Annotated in this window: 17 protein-coding genes; 6 read left to right on the plus strand and 11 right to left on the minus strand. The window is 72.1% G+C overall.

Translation table 11 applies throughout. The features are described 5' to 3' along the window. Positions 1-89 precede the first annotated feature (89 nt). Positions 90-1334 carry a TRAM domain-containing protein gene (locus AB0B85_RS28980; protein ID WP_357412141.1) on the minus strand — a complete coding sequence of 415 codons (1245 nt, stop codon included), beginning with the start codon at positions 1332-1334 and terminating at the stop codon, positions 90-92. A gap of 109 nt (positions 1335-1443) precedes the next feature. After that, on the minus strand, positions 1444-3522 hold the full coding sequence (locus tag AB0B85_RS28985; RefSeq protein WP_357412143.1) for an APC family permease: 2079 nt from the start codon (positions 3520-3522) through the stop codon (positions 1444-1446). Positions 3523-3686: 164 nt separating this feature from the next. Between AB0B85_RS28985 and AB0B85_RS28990 the strand changes: the two genes are divergently transcribed. Both AB0B85_RS28990 and AB0B85_RS28995 read left to right on the plus strand, forming a co-directional pair. Then, a complete protein-coding gene (locus AB0B85_RS28990; RefSeq protein WP_357412145.1) occupies positions 3687-4352 on the plus strand; it encodes a TrkA family potassium uptake protein in 666 nt (221 codons plus the stop codon). A gap of 3 nt (positions 4353-4355) precedes the next feature. Next, positions 4356-5045, plus strand: coding sequence for a TrkA family potassium uptake protein (locus AB0B85_RS28995; RefSeq protein ID WP_357412147.1), 690 nt, complete (start codon positions 4356-4358; stop codon positions 5043-5045). A 29-nt stretch (positions 5046-5074) separates the two neighbouring features. Here AB0B85_RS28995 and AB0B85_RS29000 read toward each other — a convergent pair whose 3' ends face one another. The 4 genes from AB0B85_RS29000 to dut form a co-directional block, all read right to left on the minus strand. Continuing rightward, positions 5075-5758, minus strand: coding sequence for a DUF3159 domain-containing protein (locus AB0B85_RS29000; protein ID WP_357412149.1), 684 nt, complete (start codon positions 5756-5758; stop codon positions 5075-5077). A 25-nt stretch (positions 5759-5783) separates the two neighbouring features. After that, positions 5784-6164, minus strand: a complete 381-nt coding sequence (locus tag AB0B85_RS29005) for an OB-fold nucleic acid binding domain-containing protein (RefSeq protein ID WP_357412151.1) — start codon at positions 6162-6164, stop codon at positions 5784-5786. Positions 6165-6278: 114 nt separating this feature from the next. Then, the gene (locus AB0B85_RS29010) at positions 6279-6941 is read right to left on the minus strand and encodes a DUF3710 domain-containing protein (RefSeq protein ID WP_357412152.1); all 663 of its coding nucleotides are present in this window, start codon (positions 6939-6941) and stop codon (positions 6279-6281) included. A 25-nt stretch (positions 6942-6966) separates the two neighbouring features. Beyond that, entirely contained in the window at positions 6967-7503 is a 537-nt protein-coding gene (gene dut / locus AB0B85_RS29015) for a dUTP diphosphatase (protein WP_357412154.1), read from the minus strand. Positions 7504-7593: 90 nt separating this feature from the next. On the opposite strand from dut, the gene AB0B85_RS29020 reads away from it, so the two are divergent. Continuing rightward, positions 7594-8121 (plus strand): DUF3093 domain-containing protein, encoded by a 528-nt coding sequence (locus AB0B85_RS29020; protein WP_357412156.1) that lies wholly within the window; start codon positions 7594-7596, stop codon positions 8119-8121. 18 nt (positions 8122-8139) lie between these two features. On the opposite strand, the gene AB0B85_RS29025 is transcribed toward AB0B85_RS29020, so the two are convergent. After that, a complete protein-coding gene (locus tag AB0B85_RS29025; protein WP_357412158.1) occupies positions 8140-8997 on the minus strand; it encodes a hypothetical protein in 858 nt (285 codons plus the stop codon). Between the two features lie 116 nt (positions 8998-9113). Beyond that, positions 9114-9410 carry a DUF4193 domain-containing protein gene (locus AB0B85_RS29030; RefSeq protein WP_007075406.1) on the minus strand — a complete coding sequence of 99 codons (297 nt, stop codon included), beginning with the start codon at positions 9408-9410 and terminating at the stop codon, positions 9114-9116. Between the two features lie 433 nt (positions 9411-9843). Here AB0B85_RS29030 and AB0B85_RS29035 point away from each other — a divergent pair, with 433 nt between their 5' ends. After that, positions 9844-10359: a LytR C-terminal domain-containing protein gene (locus AB0B85_RS29035; RefSeq protein WP_357412232.1), complete on the plus strand. Its 516-nt coding sequence runs from the start codon at positions 9844-9846 to the stop codon at positions 10357-10359. A gap of 36 nt (positions 10360-10395) precedes the next feature. Here the strand turns inward: AB0B85_RS29035 and AB0B85_RS29040 are convergent, their stop codons facing one another. Next, complete coding sequence (locus AB0B85_RS29040) at positions 10396-11217, minus strand: inositol monophosphatase family protein (protein WP_357412160.1); 822 nt, start codon at positions 11215-11217, stop codon at positions 10396-10398. A gap of 289 nt (positions 11218-11506) precedes the next feature. Between AB0B85_RS29040 and AB0B85_RS29045 the strand changes: the two genes are divergently transcribed. Both AB0B85_RS29045 and AB0B85_RS29050 read left to right on the plus strand, forming a co-directional pair. After that, on the plus strand, positions 11507-13114 hold the full coding sequence (locus AB0B85_RS29045) for an RNA polymerase sigma factor (RefSeq protein ID WP_357412162.1): 1608 nt from the start codon (positions 11507-11509) through the stop codon (positions 13112-13114). A 245-nt stretch (positions 13115-13359) separates the two neighbouring features. Further along, the gene (locus AB0B85_RS29050; RefSeq protein WP_234587953.1) at positions 13360-13593 is read left to right on the plus strand and encodes a hypothetical protein; all 234 of its coding nucleotides are present in this window, start codon (positions 13360-13362) and stop codon (positions 13591-13593) included. Between the two features lie 659 nt (positions 13594-14252). Here AB0B85_RS29050 and AB0B85_RS29055 read toward each other — a convergent pair. Then, positions 14253-15986 (minus strand): DEAD/DEAH box helicase, encoded by a 1734-nt coding sequence (locus AB0B85_RS29055; RefSeq protein WP_357412164.1) that lies wholly within the window; start codon positions 15984-15986, stop codon positions 14253-14255. A 179-nt stretch (positions 15987-16165) separates the two neighbouring features. Continuing rightward, positions 16166-16810, minus strand: a complete 645-nt coding sequence (locus tag AB0B85_RS29060; RefSeq protein ID WP_357412166.1) for a trimeric intracellular cation channel family protein — start codon at positions 16808-16810, stop codon at positions 16166-16168. Between the last annotated feature and the right edge of the window lie 13 nt (positions 16811-16823).

Genomic DNA, 16823 nt, shown 5'->3' on the forward strand with positions numbered 1-16823 from the left:
GAGAAGGGTGTTGATGTCTGTCGTCACAAACGGATCATCAACACCCTTCGCTGCGTCCGCAGCCCCGCCCTGACTTAGGACTTACTCGTCTAGGGGATGTCGCGGCTCCCGGGCTCGGACTGGCCCGGGACCAGCAACGCCACCAGCTCGACGTGCTGGGTCATCGGGAACAGGTCGAACCCGCGCAGCGCCGCCAGCCGCCAACCCAGCTCGGTGAAGGTGCGGACGTCCCGGGCGAACGCCGCCGGGTCGCAGGCCACGTACGCGACAGCTCGCGGGCCGGCGGCGACGACGTCCCGCACCACCTGGGCGCCCGCGCCGGCGCGCGGCGGGTCGAGCACCACCACGTCGACCGGGCCGGTGATCCGTCGGCGGGTCAGCGCGGTCTCCACCCGGGCGGCGACCACCTCGATCTGGGGCAGGTCAGCCAGGTTGGCGCGGGCCGCGTCCACCCCGTCCCGGCTCGATTCGACAAGGGTGATCCGGGCGTCGCCGACCCGGCTGGCGAGGGCCGCGGCGAACAGCCCGGCGCCGCCGTAGAGGTCCCAGGCGGTCTCCCCCGGGCGGGGGTCGAGCAGGTCCAGCACCGCCGCACCGAGGGTGTCCGCCGCGGCCGGGTGCACCTGCCAGAACCCGGACGCGGGCAGCGTCCAGTCCCGGCCGGCGGCCACCTCGCGGACCTCGGCCGGGCCGCTCACCGGGGTGGGCACCCCGTCGCGGATCTCCGTGACGGTCACGTCCCCGCCGGTGCTGGCGACGGTCTCCACCGCCTCGGCGGCCGGCCAGCGCTCGGTGAGCACCGGCAGTTGCTGGATGTCCGGGTGGGCGATCCGGCAGCGGTCGATCGGCACGACCTCGTGCGAGCGGTGCTTGAGCAGGCCGGCCCGGTTCGCGGCGTCCACCGCGTAGCGCACCCGGGAACGCCAGCCGAGCAGCCCGCCGGGCAGCGCCTCGACCCGGACGCCGAGCTTGTCCAGCTCGGCGTCGGTGAGCCCACCCAGGCGGATCAACTGTTCGCGTACCACGGCGGTCTTCCAGGCCAGTTGCGCCTGCGGGGCGACGTGCTGCAGGTCGCAGCCGCCGCACGCACCCGGCTTCGCGTACGGGCAGGGCGGCTCGACCCGGTCCGGCGAGGCGTCCAGCACTGTCACCGCGTCGGCCCGGACGAACCCCCGGTGCACCTCGGTGACCTCGGCGACCACCCGTTCGCCGGGCAGCGCGTGCCGGACGAAGACCACCTGCCCGTCCACCCGTGCCACGCAGTGCCCGCCGGGGGCGACCGTGTCGACTGTCAGTTCGACCCGTTCCGCCTCGGCCAGACCCCGCTCGGGCACCGACAGCACCGACGACGAAGACGAAGACGACGACACGGACGACGAAGACGACGGCACCGACGGCGAGGACGACGACGGTGTGGGGGTCGCGGGCCGGCGCCCGCCGGGCTCAGTCACGGCCGGTCCCGGCCGGGCCGCCGTCGGTCGGTCGACTCTCCGGCGCCGGGGCGGAGGCGACCGGCAGACCCTCCGGCGGCAGGGCGCCTCGCGGCCCGCGCGCCGGGGTCCGGGACAACGTCGCGTCCAGCCGGTCCAGGTTCTTGCTCGCCGTCGAGGCGAGCTGCCACGGCACGCTCACCACCATCACCCCCGGTTCGAAGAGCAGCCGGCCCTTGAGGCGCAGGGCGCTCTGGTTGTGCAGCAGGTTCTCCCACCAGCGGCCCACCACGTACTCCGGGATGAAGACGGTGACCACGTCCCGGGGCGACTTACGGCGGGTGGACGCCACGAAGTCCAGGATCGGCCGGGTGATCTCCCGGTACGGTGAGTCGATCACCGTGAGCGGAATGGCCATCTCCCGCCGCTCCCAGTCGGCCTGCAGGTCCCTGGTGTCCTGGTCGTCAACGTTGACGGTCACCGCGGTGAGCGTGTCCGGCCGGGTGGCGCGGGCGTAGGCGATGGCCCGCAGCGTCGGCTGGTGCAGTTTGCTGACCAGCACGATCGCGTGGTTGCGGGCGGGCAGCACGGCCCGGCCCTCGTCCGGTGGGGTCAGCTCGGCCGCCACCCGGTCGTAGTGTCGGCGGATGGCGAGCATCAGCAGGTAGATCACCGCCATCGCGGCGATCGCGATCCAGGCGCCGAGCAGGAACTTGGTGATCAGCACGATCACCAGCACCGTGCCGGTCAGGCCCGCGCCGAACGTGTTGATGGCCCGGGAGCGGTGCATCCGGTGCCGCGCCTCCGGGTCCCGCTCGGTCCGCAGGCGCCGGTTCCAGTGCCGGATCATGCCGGCCTGGGAGACCGTGAACGAGACGAAGACCCCGACGATGTAGAGCTGGATGAGCCGGGTCACCTCGGCCTGGAAGCCGACGATCAGCACGATCGCGAACAGGGCCAGGAAGGTGATCCCGTTGGAGAAGGCCAGCCGGTCGCCCCGGGTGTGGAACTGGCGGGGCAGGTAGCGGTCCTGGGCGAGGATCGAGCCGAGCACCGGGAAGCCGTTGAACGCGGTGTTCGCGGCCAGGAAGAGGATGAGCGCGGTCATCCCGGCCACCACGTAGAGCAGGATCGAGCCGGAGCCGAAGACGGTCTCGCCGAGCTGGGTGGTGACCGTCTTCTGCACGTAGCCGTCGGGGCCGGCGACGATCTGGAGCCCCGGGTCCTCGACGAACTGCAGGTGGGTCAGCCGGGCCAGCCAGATGATCCCGACCAGCATGCTCACCGAGATGGCGCCGAGCAGCAGCAGGGTGGTGGCGGCGTTGCGGCTCTTCGGGGCCTTGAACGCCGGCACGCCGTTGGAGATCGCCTCGACGCCGGTGAGCGCTGCGGCGCCCGAGCTGAACGTGCGCAGCAGCAGGAAGACCAGCGCGAACCCGGTCACACTGTGCTCGGCCTGAATGACCAGGTCGGCGCTCGGCGCCCGCAGGTCGTCGCCGAGCACGAAGACCCGGAACAGCCCGGTGAGCAGCATCCCGCCCATCACGATGACGAAGCCGTAGGTGGGGATGGCGAACGCGGTGCCGGACTCCCGCAGGCCGCGCAGGTTGACAGCGGTCAACAGGACGACCGCGAGCACCGCGATCATGACCTTGTGGGTGGCCACGAACGGCACCACCGAGCCGAGGTTGGCCACCCCGGACGAGACCGACACCGCCACCGTGAGCACGTAGTCGACGAGCAGCGCGCTCGCCACCCCGACCCCGAACTTTGGACCCAGGTTGACAGTGGCCACCTCGTAGTCGCCGCCGCCGGAGGGGTAGGCGTACACGTTCTGCCGGTAGCTCGCGACCACGGTGAGCATCACCACGACCACCGCGAGGGCGATCCACGGGGAGAAGAAGTACGCCGAGGTGCCGGCGATGCTCAAGGTCAGCAGGATCTCGTCGGGCGCGTACGCGACGCTGGACAGGGCGTCGGACGCGAACACGGGCAGCGCGATGCGCTTCGGCAGGAGGGTGTGCTGGAGTCGGTCGGACCGGAACGGCCGACCGAGGAGAAGCCGCTTCAGCAGCGAGGTGGGACTGGCCACGAACGCCAAGAGTACGACCACCACAGTGGGAGCGCGGGGGTGGGCGAGCGTGGCCGCCGGACACGACGGGGTACGGTCGATCCCCGCTTCGCGCCGGGACGTGGCAGGCTCGCACTCGTCAGGCCACCGGCAGCCGCAGTGGTACGCACCTTGGGAGGGACAGCGTGCACGTCGTGATCATGGGGTGTGGCCGGGTCGGGTCGACCCTCGCCCACAGCCTGGAATCCCGGGGGCACTCGGTAGCGGTGATCGATCAGGACGCCGACGCCTTCCGCAGACTCGGCCCCGACTTCGCCGGCATCACGGTGACCGGGGCCGGCTTCGACGGTGAGGTGCTGCGCCAGGCCGGCATCGAACGCGCGGACGCCTTCGCGGCGGTCTCGAGCGGCGACAACTCCAACATCATCTCGGCCCGGCTGGCCCGCGAGACGTTCGGCGTGTCCCGGGTCGCCGCCCGCATCTACGACCAGCGCCGGGCGCAGGTCTACGAGCGGCTGGGCATCCCCACCGTGGCCACCGTGCGCTGGACGGCCGACCGGATGCTGCGGCATCTGGTGCCGGAGGGCAACGTGGAGATCTTCCGCGACCCGACGAGCACCGTGTCGATCGTCGAGGTGCCGGTGCACAAGGACTGGATCGGTCGCCCGGTACGCGCGCTTGAGGAGGCCGTCGGCGCGCGGGTGGCCTATCTGATCCGCTTCGGTATCGGCACGCTGGCCACCGGCTCTACCGTCGTGCAGGAGGGTGACCAGGTGTTCATGCTGGTCAGCGATGACATCGTGGCGACTGTCACGTCGGTGGCGGCGACGCCGCCGGAAGGGGGGCACTGAGCCATGCGGGTCGCCATCGCGGGCGCGGGCAACGTGGGCCGATCGATCGCCCAGGAGCTGATCGAGAACGGCCACCAGGTGATGCTCATCGAACGTCAACCCAAGATGCTGCGCCCGGACCGGGTGCCGGCCGCCGAGTGGGTGCTCGCCGACGCGTGCGAGCTGACCAGCCTGGAGGAGGCGAACGTCGCCGGGTGCGACGTGGTGGTCGCGGCGACCGGCGACGACAAGACCAACCTGGTGCTGTCGCTGCTCGCCAAGACCGAGTTCGCGGTGCCCCGGGTGGTCGCCCGGGTCAACCGGGCCGAGAACGAGTGGCTGTTCACCGAGCAGTGGGGCGTGGACGTCGCGGTGAGCAAGCCGCGGGTGATGGCCGCACTTGTCGAGGAGGCGGTCACCGTCGGCGACCTGGTCCGGCTGATGACCTTCCGGCAGGGCGAGGCGAACCTGGTCGAGATCACCCTGCCACCGACCGCGCCCTATGTCGGTGAGCCGATCCACGCCGTGCCGCTGCCCCGCGACTCCGCGCTGGTGGCGATTCTGCGCGGCAAGCGGGTCCTGGTGCCCAGCCCGGACGATCCGATCGAGGCCGGCGACGAGTTGATCTTCGTCTGCACCGCCGAGGTGGAGGACCAGGTCCGCGCGGTGATCCTCGGGCCGGACAGCGTCGAGCGGACCCGCGGTTCACGCTGAGCGGGCGGCCTGGGTCGCCGGGCCCTCGCTCAGGCGCCGGGCAGCGGGGTCGGCTGCGGCTCCCGGGTGACCCGGCGCACCGTCCAGACCGTGATCAGCAGCAGCAGCGCGTACGGCGGGTAGCCCAGCGCCAGCCGGGCCACGCCCAGCGCGGTGTCCTGGTGGGCCAGGTAGAGCCCGGCCTGCACGCCCACCTTGGCCAGCCACACCACGCCCCAGAGCACGGTCAGTTGGGTGAAGGTCCGCACCAACTTCGGGTCGTTGCGCCATTCCGAGCGGCCCTTGGCGACCAGCACCGACCAGATCCAGCCCACCAGCGGCTGCCGGATGACCGCCGAGAGCAGCAGAGCGATGCCGTACCCGATGCCGTAGAGGATGCCGGGCAGGTAGAAGTCGCGCTCGTTGCCGGTGCGCCAGGCGATGGCGGCGCCGATGCCCACGCCGAACAGGCCGTTCACCGCGTGCCGGATCGGCCGGCGCTGGGCCAGCCGCAACCCGGCGATCAGCAGCGCCACCGCGACCGAGGCGATCACCGCCGGTCGCAGCTCGCCGATGACGTTCGCGAGCACGAAGACGACCACCGGGATGCTGGACTCGACCAACCCCCGCCAGCCGCCGAGCTGATCGGCCATCTGCTCGGCGATCGTCGGCAGCGGCTCCTCGTCCGGCGGGCCGGTCTCCGGCTGTGCCGCCCGGTGCTGTCCCGTCGTCATCGCCGGCCTTCCGTCCGCAGCGCCGTCACTTCGGCGAGTCCAGCTCGTAGTAGGGGTTGTAGATGACCTTGCGGTCGTCGCGCATCGCCACCCGGCCCCGCGCGGTCAGATGCCGACCCGGCTCGATCCCGGCGATGTGCCGTCGACCCAACCAGACGAGCGTGACCACGTCGCTGCCGTCGTACAGGTCCGCTTCCAGGGTGGGCAGGTTGGTGCGCGGCGTGTAGACCACGGTGCGCAGCCGACCGGCGACCGAGACCAGTTGGCCCCGCGAGCACTGCTGGGCGGGGATCCCGCCGCACTGGGCGCTCTCCCGACGCAGCTCCTGCGCGTCGATCTCGGCCTCGCTGGCGGTGAACCGCTGCAGGATGCGCCGCAGCGACACCCGGCCCTCGTCGGTCGTCATGACCTCCGTGTCACCCTCTCCACGCTTGCCGTTCCCGGGCGGCCCCGGCTGCGCCGGAACCGTGCCGCCAGCGTACGCCGACGGAACTGGTTCCGGCGGGCCGGTGCGCGCGGGTCAGACCTGGCGCGGCTCGGCGGCGGCGTCGCCCGCCGTGGCCTCGGCCTGGTCGGAGACCTCCCGGGGCAGCCGCAGCGGCAGCGGCTCGCGGACCGGCTTCGCCTCCTGGCCGCGGTCGACCACCAGGCCGTCCAGGCACTCGACGAGCGGCCCGGCCGCGGCCGGGTCGATGGCCACCGGCCCCTGGAACACGCCGCGGACCATCCAGCGCGGCCCGTCGACACCGACGAACCGCAGATTCGTCGGGCCGTCCGGGGTGGGCACCTGGGCGTGCAGCTCCGGGCCGTACTCGCCGTCGACCTCCTGCGCGCTCGCCCCATCGCGGAGCAGCGACTGGTGGATCTCCTCGCGCACCTCGGCCCAGATCCCCTCGGACCGGGGGGCGGCGAAGACACCCAGCTGCAGCGCGTTGTCGCCACACACCAGCACGACCTGCTGGATCACGCCCTGCGGGTCGGCCTGCACCCGCACCTCGACCTCGTCGATCGCCGGGATGTGCAGGCTGCCCAGATCGAGCCGCGGCACGTCGGCGTAGCTCTCGGAGATGTCGTACGGACCGCGCACCAGCGTCGGCGCCACATCGCCCTGGTCCGGGACCTCGACGGCTCGCTCGTCACGGGTGTGCCGTTCGGCATCGGCCCGCTTTCGGGAGAAGATCACTGCGCCCGCCCTCCGCTGTTCACACTCACCCTGCCACCTCTTCCGTCTGCCCGCGGCCCGGCTCGTCTGGCCGCGACTCGGCCCGGTCCTGGCCCGCCGGAGACGGCACCAGCCCGGCGTGACCACCTGTGGACCCGTGCCCGCCGGTCCCGCGCCGGGACGCGGACAGCTCGACCACCGGCTCGAACCTCGCCCGCGCGACCCGCTGGACCACGAGCTGTGCGATCCGGTCGCCGCGGGAGATCTTCGCCGGTGTGTCCCGATCATGGTTGATCAGGTTGACCAGGATCTCACCCCGGTAGCCGGCGTCGACCGTACCGGGCGCGTTGAGCACCGTCACGCCGAGCCTGGCCGCCAGACCGGACCGGGGATGGACCAGGCCCACGTACCCCTCCGGCAGCGCGATGGCCACGCCGGTGGGCACCAGGGCACGACCGCCGGGCGGCAGCTCCACGTCCGCGGCCGCCACCAGGTCGGCCCCGGCGTCGCCGGGATGGGCGTACGTGGGCAACGGCAGCTCGGTGTCGAGCAGCTGCACGGGCACGGGTACGACTTCGGTCACGGGTCCCCTCTTCCGTCCGGTTCGCGGGCTGACCCTGCCATCCTGCCGGTTCGCCGAGCCGTCGTGCGCCGTACCCTCGCAGGAGTGAGCATGTCGCCCTCTCCGTCCGCCGACCAGCCGCCGGTCGACGCCCACCCGGCGTACGCCGAACGGCTGGACCTGCCCTGGTGGCTGTGGCTGGCCGGGCTGGTGGCCGCCGCGCTGCTGGCCGTCGAGATCTGGATGGGCGCCGCCGGCGTCCGCGCCTGGCTGCCGTTCGCCGTCCTGCTCCCGCTCACCGCCCTCGGGTTGTGGTGGCTGGGCCGGATCCGGATCGGGGTCGTCGACTCCGAGCTGCGGGTCGACGACGCCCGCCTGCCGGTCCGCTTCGTGGCCGACGTGGTCCCGCTGGACGCCGCCGGTCGCCGTGAGGTGCTGGGCGTCGGCGCTGACCCGCTCGCCTTCGTCGTGCAGCGGCCGTGGATCGGCGGGGCCGTGCAGGTGGTGCTCGACGATCCGGCCGATCCGACGCCGTTCTGGGTGGTGAGCACGCGGCATCCGGTCGAGCTGGCCGAGGCGGTGCTGACCGCGCGGGACGCGCTTGCGGTTTCCGGACCGGCGGCCGACGAGCCCCGCTGATCCGACGCCCCGGCCCGCTCAGGTGCCGGTCGACGGGCCTGGCAGGGCCTGCGGGGGCGCGGGCCGGGCAATGCCCCGCCGACGCAGGTCCCCCTGAAGCTGTTCGGCCATCTGCTGGGTGGCCCGCCGGTTGAGGAAGCTGGCCACCGCGGCGCCGGTCAGGAGCGGCCCGAGCGTGGTGAGGTTGCGACCGAAACGCCGCAGCAGCATGTCCCGCAGCTCCTTGCGGGCGGCGGTGCCGAGCACCGCGCCCACCCCCACCCCGGGCACCATCGGATTGACCCCGCGTTGGGTGGCCCAGGAGTGCACCAGGGCGACGGCCCGTTGGCTGCCCCCGTCCGGTAGCGCGACACCGTGCAGCTCGTGCAGCTCACCGACGAGCTTCAGCTCCACCGCCACCACGGCGACGGTCTCGGCGGCGAGCAGTACCGGCGCGGAGAGCAGGGTCGGGGCGACCGTCCACTCGACGGCGGCGACTCCGCCACCGGCCGCGCCGATCGCGGCGGTGGTCCGCGACGCGTTGCGGACCAGCCGGTCGGCCAGGGCGGCGTCGTCCAGGCCGGGGAAGTGCTGGCGCAGGGTGTCCAGGCTTCGCACCGGAACGTGCGGGGCGATGTCCGCGACCGCGTCGACCATCCAGCGCACCGCGGCACGGGGCTTGAACAGGTCGGACACGCCCCGGGCACGCGCCTGCCCGACCATGCGGGTCAGCAGTTGACGGCGGCGGGCCGGCGCGATGTCGTCAGCGGTCAACGCCGCGACGGTGGCGCCGAGGTCGTCGGTGCCGCCGTCGGTGGCGCCGACGTTGCCGGAGCCACCGTTGGCGGCACCGGGGTTGTCAGTGCCGCCGTCGGTGGTGCCGCCTCGATCGCTCATCGGACCTCCCGGTGCTGTGGGTACCCGCTACGAGTCAAGCAGGTACCCACCACGGCCGCATGCCTACACCGGCAGCGGCGGCCCCGTTCAGGAGGCCGCCGCTGGTGTCGTGGTTCTCAGACGCACTCGCGGCAGATCAACTCGCCGTTACGCTCGACCGCCAGCTGGCTACGGTGGTGGACCAGGAAGCAGCGGGCGCACCGGAACTCGTCCTGCTGCATCGGAAGCACCTTGACCGTGAGCTCCTCGTCGGCCAGATCGGCACCGGGCAGCTCGAAGCTCTCGGCCACCTCGGCCTCGTCGACGTCCACCGCGCCCGACTGTGAGTCGACGCGCCGTGCCTTGAGCTCTTCCAGGCTGTCCTCGCCGAGGTCGACCTCGTCGCGACGCGGGGCGTCGTAGTCGGTGGCCATCGGTTTCACTCTCCCATATCGATGTTGTCGCTTCCGGTTGTAACGCCGGACGACGCTGTTTCGGTTCCGCTGGCCGGCCACCACTTGTGTCGGGCACCCGACCCGAGGACCGAACGGGTCGAGCTCGCTGGGGCGACTCCCCTGCGAGCGCGGAACCTTACCCCCCCTTGGGCGAGGCATGTATACCGCCCTTGCGGCTGAGATGTACGCCCCCGCACGCGAAGTTGTTCCCAATGTGATTCAGGCGACACGAAGATAGGGGTATTAGTACCCGGTCCGCGGTCGGCGCGCCGGCATGTCGGGCTGTTTCCACGCGACGGCCGGACAACCGTTAACCTCAGCGGCGTATTCGACGGCCGGCGGCTCGAGCGATCGATCATGGCCGTCACCACCCACTTGAAGTCCGGGGAGTGCCCTGATGAGTTTTGCGCGCGTGCGAGCACTCGTCGTCGTCGGCCTGCTGGCGGTCATCGCCCTGGTCTTCGTCGTCTTGGCCGTGGTCCGCGACACCCAGGGCAACGCGGGCACCGCGGCGGGTTGCCCGGAGGGCTGGCCGCTTGCGGATCTGACCCTGCGCGAGCGCAAGGACGTCAAGATCAACGTATTCAACGCCACGGACCGGCCCGGTCTCGCCCACACCGTGAGCGACGAGTTCCGCAACCGCCAGTTCCAGGTCACCAAGACCGGCGACGAGAAGAAGCAGGTCGACGACGTCGCGGTGCTGCGCTACGGCCCGAAGGGCGTCGGTTCCGCACACCTGCTCCAGGCGTACTTCCTCAACAACGCCGTGCCGGGCTACGACCCGAAGCGCGCCGACGACACCGTGGACGTGGTGCTGGGCAACAACTTCCAGCAGCTCGCCACCACCACCGAGGTCAACCAGTCGCTCGGCGACTCGGGTCCGCCGGAGGCTCCCAAGGGCTCGTGCCCGTCCCCGGCCGCCAAGTGATGGCGTAACCACGCCACCCGCCGTCCGGTCGACCGCTCAGGGTCCGCCGGCGGCGTCCAGCTCGGCGAGCCGGTCATGCAGCTGCGGAAACAGCGCGGGCGGGGCCGCGACCACCAGGTCCGGTCCCGGCGCCCGACCGGCCAGGCCGGCGACCCGCACCCCCGCCTCGGCGGCCACCAGCCCACCCGCCGCCAGGTCCCAGGCCGCGAGGCCCTTCTCGAAGTACGCGTCGAGCCGGCCCTCCGCGACCAGGCACAGGTCCAGCGCGGCGGCGCCCAGCCGGCGGATGTCCCGGACGTGTGCGATCAGCCCGGCCACCACCTGGGCCTGGTGCGCCCGACGACGGGCGTCGTAGCCGAAGCCGGTGCCGACCAGCGCCTGCCCCAGGTCCACCTCGGCGGAGCAGCGCAGCCGGACGCCGTCGCGCCAGGCGCCACCCCCGGCCGTCGCCGTCCACTCCTCGCCGGTGCTCACGTTGCGCACCACGCCGGCGACCACCACCCCGTCCACCTCGGCGGCGAGCGACACCGCGCTGTACGGCAGCCCGTAGAGGTAGTTGACGGTGCCGTCGATCGGGTCGACGATCCACCGCACCCCGCCCGGCGCGACCGGCCCGGTGTCCCCGGTGCCGTACTCCTCGCCGAGCACCGCGTCGTCCGGCCGCGTCCGCTTCAGCGCGTCGAGCACCTGCCGTTCGACCGCCCGGTCGGCGGCGGTGACCACGTCGGTGACAGTGCTCTTGGTCGCGGCCACGGACACCCCCTCGACCCGCATCCGGTACGCGGTGGCCGCCGCGTCCCGCGCCACGTCGAGCGCGATCGCCAAAAGATCCCGAGGTGACGGTGCCGAACCCTGCATCCCAACGTCCCCTTCCCGCACGAGCGGGGTGTTCCGGGCCACCCGCGGGTATCATCCTTACAAAGTCCAGATCAGCGCCGAATCAGCGGTCCCACAGTCGTCACGCAGTGCGGCGCAGGATGATCGCCGCAGACGGCGTTACAATTCACCCCTGCCCACGCGCCACGGACCGCCGAACACCGGCCGGCCCGGGACGCGAGGGTCCCTCAACCACATCGCCCGGCCCGGTTGCCCCACGCTGTGCCGGACGACCCGGCCGTGCCCGCTCTTCGCCTCCGGAAGGTCATTCGTGACAGAACCCCGCCAGACCGGCGCCGACGTTCGCTCGCTCACCGACACCCTGATCGCCCACGCGCAGAGCGCCGGTGGTCAGCTGACGTCGGCCCAGCTCGCGCGCACCGTCGAGTCCGCCGAGGTGACTCCGGCCCAGGCCAAGAAGATTCTGCGGGCGCTCTCCGAGGCGGGAGTGACCGTAGTGGTGGACGGCTCGGCGAGCACCCGCCGCCGGGTCGCCGCGGCCCGGTCCACCACGCCGGCGTCCCGGGCCACCACCGCCAAGACCACCAAGAAGGCCGCCGCGCCGGCCCCCAAGCAGGCGCCGGCCGCCGACGACGCGCCGTCGACGCCGGCACCGCGCAAGGTGGCCGCCCGCAAGGCCACCGGCAGCTCCGCCGAGGCCGCCGCGACGGCTCCGGCGAAGGCGGCCAAGTCGACCCGGCCCACCAAGACGACGGTGGCCGCCGCCGGCGCCAAGCCGACGAAGGCCGCCGGCAAGGCCAAGGGCGAGGGCGCCGACGGCGAGATCGACCCGGAGGAGCTAGCCGCCGCGATCGAGGACGTGGTGGTCGAGGAGCCGGCCGAGCTGGCCCAGGCCGCCGAGACCGACGCCGCCGCCTCGGCGACCGACAACGACTTCGAGTGGGACGACGAGGAGTCCGAGGCGCTCAAGCAGGCCCGGCGGGACGCCGAGCTGACCGCCTCGGCCGACTCGGTCCGCGCGTACCTGAAGCAGATCGGCAAGGTTCCGCTGCTCAACGCCGAGCAGGAGGTGGAGCTGGCCAAGCGGATCGAGGCCGGGCTCTACGCCGCCGAGCGGCTGCGCGCCGCCGACGAGGGCGAGGAGAAGCTCGTCCGGGACATGGTCCGTGACCTGGGCTGGATCTCCCGCGACGGCGAGCGGGCCAAGAACCACCTCCTGGAGGCGAACCTCCGACTGGTGGTGTCGCTGGCCAAGCGGTACACGGGTCGTGGAATGGCCTTCCTCGACCTGATCCAGGAGGGCAACCTCGGCCTGATCCGCGCGGTGGAGAAGTTCGACTACACCAAGGGCTACAAGTTCTCCACGTACGCCACCTGGTGGATCCGGCAGGCGATCACCCGCGCGATGGCCGACCAGGCCCGCACCATCCGCATCCCGGTGCACATGGTCGAGGTCATCAACAAGCTCGGCCGCATCCAGCGCGAGCTGCTCCAGGATCTGGGTCGCGAGCCCACTCCGGAGGAGCTGGCCAAGGAGATGGACATCACACCCGAGAAGGTGCTGGAGATCCAGCAGTACGCTCGGGAGCCCATCTCGCTGGACCAGACCATCGGTGACGAGGGCGACAGCCAGCTCGGTGACTTCATCGAGGATTCCGAGGCAGTGGTCGCTGTCGACGCGGTCTCGTTCTCGCTCCTGCAGGACCAGCTCCAGCAGGTGTTGCAGACGCTTTCCGAGCGTGAGGCGGGTGTGGTGCGCCTGCGCTTCGGCCTGACCGACGGTCAGCCGCGGACGCTCGACGAGATCGGCCAGGTCTACGGGGTGACCCGGGAGCGGATCCGGCAGATCGAGTCCAAGACGATGTCCAAGCTGCGTCACCCGTCCCGGTCGCAGGTCCTCCGGGATTACCTGGACTGAGCCGGTTTCGTCAACTGGACGTGTCGTTTTGATCACCTGGTGTGCAACACCAGATGGTGATCGTCCGGATGCACGAATGTGATCGTTGACGTGGCACCCTGGGTTCACGGCACACTGTCCCTGCCATGTGTGACCTCGGTCCCCCGCGGGCACACAGGGAAGGCAGTGCCCGGCAAGGGTGTTGCACGATAGGTGAGCAACGACCGAAGAGATTGTTCATCGGTGACGACCAGAGGAGGAAGGCGATGAACTCGACCCTCACGCCGCCGCCCGAGACGGTGGTTCCCCCAGCCGCCGATGAACGGTGCGACCGCTGCAATGCTGCCGGCAAGCTCCGGATCACTCTGGCGGGTGGGAGCGAGCTGGTGTTCTGCGGGCACCACGCGAACAAGTACGCGGAGGATCTCGTGAAGATCACCGAGCGGTTCGCAACGGAGCCCGATTTCAGCTGGCGTGGCGCCGATCTGATGGCGAACTAGATCCGCTAACCGACATAGCCGGCCGGAGGCACCCCGAGGGTGTCTCCGGTCGGCTTTTTCCTGCCCAGTTTCCGGACGCCCGGCGCCCCACGCCCCACGCCCCACGCCCCACGCCCCACGCCCCACGCCCCACGCCCCACGCCCCACGCCCCACGCCCCACGCCCCACGCCAAGATCGTGCTCGATCCTGGTTCCAGTGGCATCCCACGACGCCGAGGCCACTACATCCCTGATGTTGCGCGATCTTGAGGCCGGGATGCCGCAGCGGGAGCGTCCGGGCACCCCGGGCAGGCGGTCCTCGGAGCGGCCCAGGGCCTGCCCAGGTGATCCACTCGGTTTCACGGGAAGCCGGGGCTTCCGTCCGGCTCGAACACCGCGTCTTCAAGAAAGCCGAGTGGATCAACAGCGAGCACGGGACACGGCCACAACAAGGTTCAGGCAGCCCGCCAGCTCGACGCCCAGCCAGCCACGCCCGCCCGCCAGCCCGGCCCAGCCACACCGTCCGCCAGCCCGGCGCCCAGCCAGCCACACCCGCCCGCCAGCCCGGCGCCCAACCAGCCCAGCGCCCAACCAGCCACACCCGCCCGCCAGCCTGGCGCCCAACCAGCCCGGAGCCCCAGCCAGCCAGCCCGGCGGGCGGCGCGCCGGGGCGGTCCGGTCTAGAGGGTCTGGACGGTGGCGATGCGTTCCTCGAGCTGCTCGATGGTCGCCTGGGCACTCGGCGGGCCACCGCAGAGCCGGCGCAGCTCGGCATGGATCTTGCCGTGCGGCTGGCCGGTGCGGTGGTGTCGTGCGGCCACCAGAGCGTTCAGTTGGCGCCGGAGCGCCACGCGACGCTGGGCGGCGCTCATGGGTGCCGGGGGCGCTGCCGTGGGCGCAGCGGCCGGCTGAGCGGCCGCGTCGGCGGTGCGGCGGCGTTGGGCGGCGAGTTGGGCGGCCTGTCGCTTGGTGAGCAGCAGGGAGACCTGGTCGGCGGTGAGCAGGCCGGGCAGGCCGAGGTATTCCTCCTCCTCGGGGGTGCCGGCCTGGGCGGCGGTGCCGAACGACGCCCCGTCGAAGATCACCTGGTCCAGCTCGGCGGTGGCCGACAGTGCGGCGAACCGCTTCTCCAGTTCGCCGCTGGCCTGGTCGCCGCGCTGGGCCCGTTCCAGCAGGTCGTCGTCGAAGCCGTCGGCTTCCTTGGGCTTGCCGAGCACGTGGTCCCGCTCGGTCTCCATCTCGCTGGCCAGGCCGAGCAGGTGCGGCACGCTGGGCAGGAAGACCGAGGCGGTCTCCCCGGGCCGGCGGGCCCGGACGAACCGGCCGATCGCCTGGGCGAAGTAGAGCGGGGTGCTGGCGCTTGTGGCGTAGACCCCGACCGCGAGCCGGGGGATGTCCACCCCCTCGGACACCATCCGCACCGCGACCAGCCAGCGCTGGTCTGACGCCGCGAACGTCGCGATCCGGGCGGACGCGCCCTGGTCGTCGGAGAGCACCACGGCGGCCTTCTCGCCGGTCACCTGCTCGATCAACTTGGCGTACGAGCGGGCGGTCTGCTGGTCGGTGGCGATGATCAGACCGCCGGCGTCGGGCATCCCGGCGGTACGCAGCACTGTGAGTCGGGCGTCGGCAGCCCGCAGCACCTGTGGCATCCAGTCTCCGGCCGGGTCCAGGGCGGTACGCCAGGCCTGCGCCACCAGATCCTGCGTCATGGGCTCACCGAGGCGGGCGGCCAGCTCCTCCCCCGCGTTGGTCCGCCACCGGGTCTCCCCCGAGTACGCCAGGAAGAGCACCGGTCGGACCACGCCGTCGCGCAGCGCGTCGGCGTATCCGTACACGGAGTCGGCGCGCGAGCGCAGCAGCCCGTCGCCGCCCCGCTCGTAGCTGACGAACGGGATCGGGTTGTCGTCGGAGCGGAACGGGGTCCCGGTGAGCATCAGCCGGCGTACGGCGGGTTCGAAGGCGTTCTTCACGCCGTCGCCCCAGGACCGGGAGTCGCCCGCGTGGTGGATCTCGTCGAGGATGACCAGGGTGCGCCGGGTCATGGTGCGCCGGCGGTGCACCTGCGGGGCCATCCCCACCTGCGCGTAGGTGACGACCGCGCCGTGGAAGTCGGCCGCGGAGTGCAGGTCGGCGTTGCGGAAGGCGGCGTCCAGTTGGATGCCCACCCGGGCCGCGGCGTCGGACCACTGGTTCTTCAGGTGCTCGGTCGGGGCGACCACGGTGACCGCCTCGATGGTGCCGTCGGCGAGCAGCTCGGCCGCGATCCGCAGGGCGAAGGTGGTCTTTCCGGCACCTGGCGTGGCGACTGCGGTGAAGTCGTCGGTACGCCGACGCAGGTACTCCACCAGGGCCTTGCGCTGCCAGGCGCGTAGTGCCGGGAACGTCTCGAGCACCGGCGTCCGGGCTGCCACGCGAAGCTCCTCTCCGACCGCACTATCGCGGACCCCGGGCGAGGGCCACGAGTCCCGCCGCCCATGAAAACGCCTCCGCGCAGTAACTGCCGCGAAGGCCGACTCAGCATAACCAGCGCCGGCCCCACGGCCCAGGCGACGCCCCGCCTGTCACATCTGTCACCCCCCGATGAGGGGTGTCACCACTCGGGGTCACCGGTGCGCGGCGGGCGCAGCGTCGCCACCGGCGCCGACCAGCGTCGACGCAGTGCGATCAGGCGTAGCCCGAAGGCCAGGACGGCGGCGGCGGTGAGCGGCGCGGGTCCGGCCTGCCCGCTGACGTAGAGCAGCGCCACCGTGACCGACCCGGCCAGCGCGGCCAGCGCGTAGATCTCCCGGCGCAGCACGACCGGGATCTCGGCGGTGAGCAGGTCGCGGGCGAGCCCGCCGCCGATCGCGGTGAGCATGCCGATGAGGCAGGCGCCGACGGCCGGCACCCCGGCGTCGAGCGCCTTGAGCGTGCCGGTGACGGTGAACAGCGCGAGGCCCGCCGCGTCCAGCACCAGCACGGTGCTGCGCAGTCGGGCCAGTTGTGGGTGCAGCCAGAAGACGGCAAGCGCGGTGGTCGCGGCGGTGGCAACGTACCGCCAGTCGGCGAAGGCCAGCGGCGGGACCTCGTCGATGACCAGGTCCCGGAAGATCCCACCGCCGAGGGCGGCCACGAAGCCGACGAACGCGACGCCGAACAGGTCCAGCCGTTTGGCCACCGCCGCCGACGCGCCGGAGGCGGCGAACACCGCGACGCCGGTCAGGTCGGCGAGGAGCAGGGCGGTGGAGGTGGTCACCGCCGCAGGCTAC

It is taken from the genome of Micromonospora sp. NPDC049044, assembly GCF_040649215.1.
GTDB lineage: Bacteria > Actinomycetota > Actinomycetes > Mycobacteriales > Micromonosporaceae > Micromonospora.